Below are 5,528 nucleotides of genomic sequence, written 5' to 3' on the forward strand. Positions count from 1 at the left end.
CGCGAGTGCGGACGCCGCCTCAAGGTTCAGGTAGCACCGCTGAAGTGGTGGGCCAGCTGCTCCCGCCACGGCAGCTTCAACGGCTGAAGACTTCCGGCCACCGAGCAAATTTCACTGGAGGCCTAGCATTCTTCTACGGATCGTAGAAGAATGACCCACATGATGTTCAACCACGCAGATGGAAACCCTGTCCTCGAGCTCGACGACGCGCAGTCCTGGCAACTCCTGGAGGCCACCAAGCACGGCCGCCTGGTGGTTTCCGTGGCCGGCGAACCCGATATCTTTCCCGTCAACTACCTTGCCTCGGGACGGAAGCTTTACCTGCGCACAGCGCCGGGAAACAAGCTCGCCCAGCTGACCATCAACTCCACCGTGCTCCTGGAAACCGATGGCATCCTCGAGGACGAGGCATGGTCGGTAGTGGTCCGGGGCACGGCGCGCGTCCTGAGCAACTCCGCGGAGCTCGCCGAGGTGGAGAGCCTGGGCCTCAAAACCTGGGTGCCCACGCTGAAGGACTTCTATGTGGAGATCGAACCCCGCTCCGTCAGCGGCCGCCACTTCCAGTTCGGCGAGCAGCCCGAGCGCGAGATCTAGGCTCTCCTCCACCGGGTGCTACTCCACCGGTAGTACTGCACCGGTACCTCCGGTAACCCCTCAAGCCGGTAGCTTCTAGACTGGAATCATGGCGGACAGGCTGACTCCCGAGCAGCGCAGCTGGAACATGTCCCGGATCAGGGGCAAGAACACCAAGCCTGAACTGCTGGTGCGCCGCCTGCTCCACGCCAAGGGCTACCGCTACCGCCTGCACGGAAAAGCCGGCAAGACCAGCCTGCCGGGCCGTCCCGATCTGGTGTTCGCAGGGCGGCGCAAAGTCATCTTCGTCAATGGCTGCTTCTGGCATTTCCACGACTGCAGGGTGGGCCAGCATGCCCCCAAAGCCAACGCCGCTTTTTGGGAAGCCAAGCGCACCCGCACCCTGCACCGCGATGCATCCCAGCGCCGATTGCTGGAGGACGCCGGCTGGGAGGTGCTCACCGTCTGGGAGTGCGAGCTGAAAGACGGCTCGTCCCTCGAAGCCCAGCTGGTGCGCTTCCTCGGCGCCGCTGCTGCGGGTGCGCCTGGTTCCCCGCCGCTGTTGCAGCCCGCCGCCGGAACTTGAGTCAATCTTGACCCTTTGCCGCCTCCCGAATTGATGGGCGCCCGCGAGGATTGAACTCCTGAAGGTAAACCCGCAGTCTCCTCAGTAAAGCCACATTCCTGGTGCTGAGCCATGCCGGGCTTACATAACAGTCTTAGTCTGAAAGTGGATGCAATGCCCGACGGCGCCGCCCCCTTTCCGGGGTGGCAAACCCCAGCGGAAAGGACAATAATGGCACCCTCCGACGACGCCGGGCGGCCCTTGGTAGACCAAGCAGTCCTTGACCGGCTGCGGGCTGAACTGGACGAGGACGAGGGCTACAGCACCGTTTTTGTGGGGAATTTCATCGGCTACCTGCCCGTCAGGATCGACAGGCTTCGGCTCGCGTTGACCACCGGCGACCTGGCCGGGGCCGTGGACGCCATCCTCAGCCTGAAGACATCCAGCCAGATGGTGGGCGCCGAACGGCTCGCCGGGCTGGCCATGACCCTGGAGCGCTCCATCCGTGAGGAGTCACTGGGAATGGATCCCTCAGTTGCCCTGCCCCGGCTGGCCGCCACATACCTTAAGCCAATCAGCCATTGCAGCCGCCAAACGGTGCACCGGTTGCAATCTCAGCGCTCCGCCGGCGCCAGCCGGTAGCCCACGCCGCGGACTGTCTGCAGCCAGCGCGGGCGCTGCGGTGAATCACCGAGCTTCTTCCGCAGGTTTCCCATGTGGACTTCCACTGAACGTTCGTCTGCCTCGCTGATGTAACTGCCGACGTCGTAATCCTCGTCCCGGAGCCTGCGCACCAGATCCGATTTGGTCCGGACCGTCCGGCCCGCTTCAAGCAGGGCGTAGAGCAATTCGAATTCGGTCCGCGTCAGGTTCAGTTCTGAACCGTCCACTGTGACGGACCGCGAGGCGTAGCTCAGGTCCAGGCCGTTGTGGCTATAGGTTCCGTCGCCGGTGGCGGTGGCGGCCGCGTCAACGGGCTGATCCGTACCGGGAACACTGTCGGCCTGGTCCGGCAGGGACCGGGGGCGGCGCATCATGGCAGCGATGCGGGCGCGGAGCTCGCGCGGCCTGAAAGGTTTGGTGAGGTAATCGTCCGCGCCGGACTCCAGCCCGATCAGCGTGTCCAGTTCATCCGCCCGGGCCGTGAGCATCACGATGTAGGCATCGGAGAACTCGCGGATCTGGCGGGACACCTCAAAACCGTCAATGTCCGGCAACCCGAGGTCGAGCGTGATGACGTCAGGATTCAAGGTCTTGGCGGCCAGAACCCCTTCGTGGCCGCTGCTGGCCACCGTCACCTCAAACCCTGCCTGGGTCAGGACCGTGCGTACAAGTTCGCGGATATCCTGGTCATCCTCAATGACCAGCCCCACTCGTGCTTCACTCATCCCAGCCCCCTCAGCCAGCTTGACAACGTCAGAAGTATAGCCCGCTGCCGATATCCTGCTGGTATGCGTCTCCCTATCGTCCCATCTCAGGCCGGAATTTATGCGTGAGTCCGCCGCGCCGCGCGCCCTGGGCTGGCTGATGTCATTCCGTCGGCCCTTCCACGAGAACACCCTGACATCCCGGGTGGTCCTGAGCCAGGCACCGCTGTCCGTCACCGCCCTCTTTACGACGTTCCTGGTTTTGGCGTTTTTCCCTGGCGTCTTCGAGAACCCGCTGTTTGTGACGTTCCTGGTCTCCCAGCTGGTCATTACGGCGTTGTGCTTTCTGGTTCCCTGGGACCGGCTGCCATTCACGAGCTTCCTGCTCATTCCGCTGCTGGATTTTGTGTCCATCGGAGTGGGGCGGGAGGGCGGCCAGGACAGCCTGACCGGCCTCAGCCTGCTCGCCGCGTTCCCCGTGATCTGGCTTTGCGCCTCCGGTTACTACCCCAGGACTGCCCGGTGGCTGTCTTTTGTTGGACCGCTGGCAATCATCTGGGTCCCCCTCTTCGTGCGGGGGGATGTGTCCGGTCCGAGCCTTGCCAAGGCCCTGCTCATTCCGCTGATGATGTTGGGGATCGGAGTCTCGGTCAGTGTCCTGACGCAGAGCATGATGCGCCAGCAGCGGACCCTGGAGGAGAAGGACCAGCAGCTTCAGGCCGGCTTGGAAAAGTCCCTGCGTCAGGAGGCCCTCCTCAACACCATCCTGGATACCGTGCACGTTGGCGTCCTTGCCGTGGATGCCGACGGCCACGACATCCTGATGAACCGGAAGCAGCGGGCCAACCACGTGCTCGCCACGCCCCAGGACATCCCAGATCCAAACGAGTCCCAACTGCTGGTGTTCGCGGCGGACCGCACCACCCCCGTCCCTGTTGCGGACCGGCCGGTGCGCCGGGCCGTGCTCGGCGAAACGTTTACTGACTACCTGGTCTGGCTGGGCGCCGGGCCTCAGCAGCGGGCCATCAGCACCTCCGCCCGCGCCATGAAGGATGCTGACGGGACGTTCGCCGGATCCGTGATCGTGTTCAGCGATGTGACGGACCTGGTGGACGCCCTGGCGGCCAAGGACGACTTCGTCTCCAGCGTCTCCCACGAATTCCGGACACCCTTGACCTCGATTCTCGGCTATGTGGAACTGCTCCTGGCCGACGGCCCGGACGAGGAGCAGCAGCAGCCCCTGGAGATCGTCAAGCGGAATTCGGAGCGGTTGCTCACCTTGGTCTCTGACCTTCTCGCCAGCAGGAACGGCCAGCTTCTCGTGAAGCCGAACCCTGTGGATGTGGCTGAATTGGTGCGGGCCAGCGTGTCCGCGGCCCAGCCCAGGGCCGACTCCTCCAGGGTGGTCCTGGAGACGGACATCCCAGTTCAGCTGGAGGCCCACGTCGACGGCCCGCGCATCTCCCAGGTGCTGGACAACCTGGTCTCCAATGCGATCAAATACTCGCCCGACGGCGGCAATGTGGTGGTTGCCCTGATGCAGGAGGACGGGCATCTCACGTGCCAGGTCAGCGACACCGGCATGGGCATGACCCCTGCCGATCAGGCCGAGGTCTTCACCAAGTTCTTTAGGACCTCCAACGTCCGCCGGACAGCCATTCCCGGCGTGGGGCTGGGGTTGCCCATCAGCAAGGCGATTGTGGAGGCCCACGGCGGAACCATCGATGTGGAAAGCACGCTGGGCCATGGCACCACGTTCACGTTCCGGGTGCCGGTCTAGGTTCCGCGTGGGGGTTTAGCGGGCGGCGCGGACCACTTCGCCCCACGACTGCCTTGCCAATTCGCCGATGGCAGCCAGGATTTCCGACGGCGGCCGCGACAGATCCAGCGGAAACTCGACGACGTCGATGTCCGTGTTCAGGATGCGCCGCAGTTTGACCTCGCCCGCACCTGCGTAGACCAGCCAGGCGGTGGGTACCTTGAGGGCGGTGCAGTACGCCAGCATCTGGTAATGGTCGGCGGTCAGGGATGCGCCAAGATCCGCGGCGGCCTTATACTTCGCGTCATAGACCACCACGGGACGGCCGCCCAGCATGTGGACGGCGTCCGGCCGCACGGAGAGCCGGTCCGAATCCCTGACGGCCTCGCTCAGGAGTGCGTTGTACTGCAGCCGCATCTCCCCCGGGTATGCGGCCATGGCGTCGCGGAGGGCGGTGCTGACAAAATCGGCAAACACCTGCTCCATGTCCACCACAAACGCAGCTGTCTGCTGTTTGCCTTCGCCTGCCTCGGCGGAGGCTTTGCGCAGGATCAGTTCTGCCAGGCGCAGGACGGAGTAGTAGCGGACGTTCTTCCGGCTGGGCGTCCACGGCGGTGGCGGGGCTCCGGCCGGAAGGCGAGTGACGGCGTCGAGCTTTCCCTTGAGTTGCCGGAGGCGGCTCAGGACCTCAGGCCTGACCCGCGGGACCTGGCCCATCCGTTCGAGCGCAGCCCGCAGGATGCGGTTTTCGGCGATGTCCTCCGTGAACTCGTCGTAGGAGACTTCCAGCGGCACCAGCATGCCGGGGCGGCGGGAAATCTGGTCCGAAATCCTGATGCGGCCCTTCACTGTCCGCAGCGACTCATCCACCGTGAGGTAGCCCTGAAGCACGCCGCGGCCCAAAGCACGCTCCGCCAGCTGGGCGAGGGATTCAGCCAGCGCGCTCCACAGTTCACGGTCCTCGGCGGCGGCCACGGAATCCGGACGGAAGCCTTGCTCGCCGGCATAGCCGAGCAGGAACAGCAGCCGGCTCAGGCCCAGCCGGTCCTTGGGGCGCACATCGAGTTGAAGCGTGGAGGTGCGGACTGACCCCACCTTCCCCACCGGCTCGATGCGGTAGAGGCCCATACCCATCGGCGAAGCCTTGGCCAGGCCGCTGGAGTTCACGAACGCCGCGGTGCCGGAATCCAAGCGCTCTACGATCCCGCCGGAGAGCTCGTCCAGCACCAGGTGCCTGGCAGCCTTGCCAGTGCCGCGTTCCGCC

Annotated in this window: 7 protein-coding genes; 5 read left to right on the forward strand and 2 right to left on the reverse strand. The window is 64.7% G+C overall.

Translation table 11 applies throughout. The features are described 5' to 3' along the window. From bsaP to DBR22_RS22295, 4 genes are all read left to right on the forward strand, one after another. Positions 1–87, forward strand: an 87-nt coding sequence (gene bsaP / locus DBR22_RS25290; RefSeq protein WP_441296258.1) for a biotin synthase auxiliary protein BsaP, incomplete at its 5' end; no start/stop codon positions are given. Between the two features lie 72 nt (positions 88–159). Next, positions 160–594, forward strand: coding sequence for a pyridoxamine 5'-phosphate oxidase family protein (locus tag DBR22_RS22285; RefSeq protein WP_108600779.1), 435 nt, complete (start codon positions 160–162; stop codon positions 592–594). An 88-nt stretch (positions 595–682) separates the two neighbouring features. Then, complete coding sequence (locus tag DBR22_RS22290; RefSeq protein ID WP_108600773.1) at positions 683–1,159, forward strand: very short patch repair endonuclease; 477 nt, start codon at positions 683–685, stop codon at positions 1,157–1,159. Positions 1,160–1,369: 210 nt separating this feature from the next. Further along, positions 1,370–1,780 (forward strand): Hpt domain-containing protein, encoded by a 411-nt coding sequence (locus DBR22_RS22295; RefSeq protein ID WP_108600774.1) that lies wholly within the window; start codon positions 1,370–1,372, stop codon positions 1,778–1,780. On the opposite strand, the gene DBR22_RS22300 is transcribed toward DBR22_RS22295, so the two are convergent. Next, positions 1,753–2,526 (reverse strand): response regulator transcription factor, encoded by a 774-nt coding sequence (locus tag DBR22_RS22300; RefSeq protein ID WP_181365291.1) that lies wholly within the window; start codon positions 2,524–2,526, stop codon positions 1,753–1,755. The two genes, DBR22_RS22295 and DBR22_RS22300, sit on opposite strands and share 28 nt — an antisense overlap. A 100-nt stretch (positions 2,527–2,626) precedes the next feature. Between DBR22_RS22300 and DBR22_RS22305 the strand changes: the two genes are divergently transcribed. Further along, positions 2,627–4,285, forward strand: coding sequence for a sensor histidine kinase (locus DBR22_RS22305; RefSeq protein WP_108600776.1), 1,659 nt, complete (start codon positions 2,627–2,629; stop codon positions 4,283–4,285). Positions 4,286–4,300: 15 nt separating this feature from the next. Here the strand turns inward: DBR22_RS22305 and DBR22_RS22310 are convergent, their stop codons facing one another. Beyond that, positions 4,301–5,494 carry an McrC family protein gene (locus DBR22_RS22310; protein ID WP_258229399.1) on the reverse strand — a complete coding sequence of 398 codons (1,194 nt, stop codon included), beginning with the start codon at positions 5,492–5,494 and terminating at the stop codon, positions 4,301–4,303. Between the last annotated feature and the right edge of the window lie 34 nt (positions 5,495–5,528).

The organism is Arthrobacter sp. HMWF013 (assembly GCF_003061105.1).
Lineage (GTDB): Bacteria > Actinomycetota > Actinomycetes > Actinomycetales > Micrococcaceae > Arthrobacter.

Coding starts and splice junctions, on each gene's coding strand:
- DBR22_RS22285 (WP_108600779.1), top strand. CDS start 160: ATGATGTTCAACCACGCAGATGGAAACCCTGTCCTCGAGCTCGACGAC.
- DBR22_RS22300 (WP_181365291.1), bottom strand. CDS start 2,526: ATGAGTGAAGCACGAGTGGGGCTGGTCATTGAGGATGACCAGGATATC.
- DBR22_RS22305 (WP_108600776.1), top strand. CDS start 2,627: ATGCGTGAGTCCGCCGCGCCGCGCGCCCTGGGCTGGCTGATGTCATTC.
- DBR22_RS22290 (WP_108600773.1), top strand. CDS start 683: ATGGCGGACAGGCTGACTCCCGAGCAGCGCAGCTGGAACATGTCCCGG.
- DBR22_RS22295 (WP_108600774.1), top strand. CDS start 1,370: ATGGCACCCTCCGACGACGCCGGGCGGCCCTTGGTAGACCAAGCAGTC.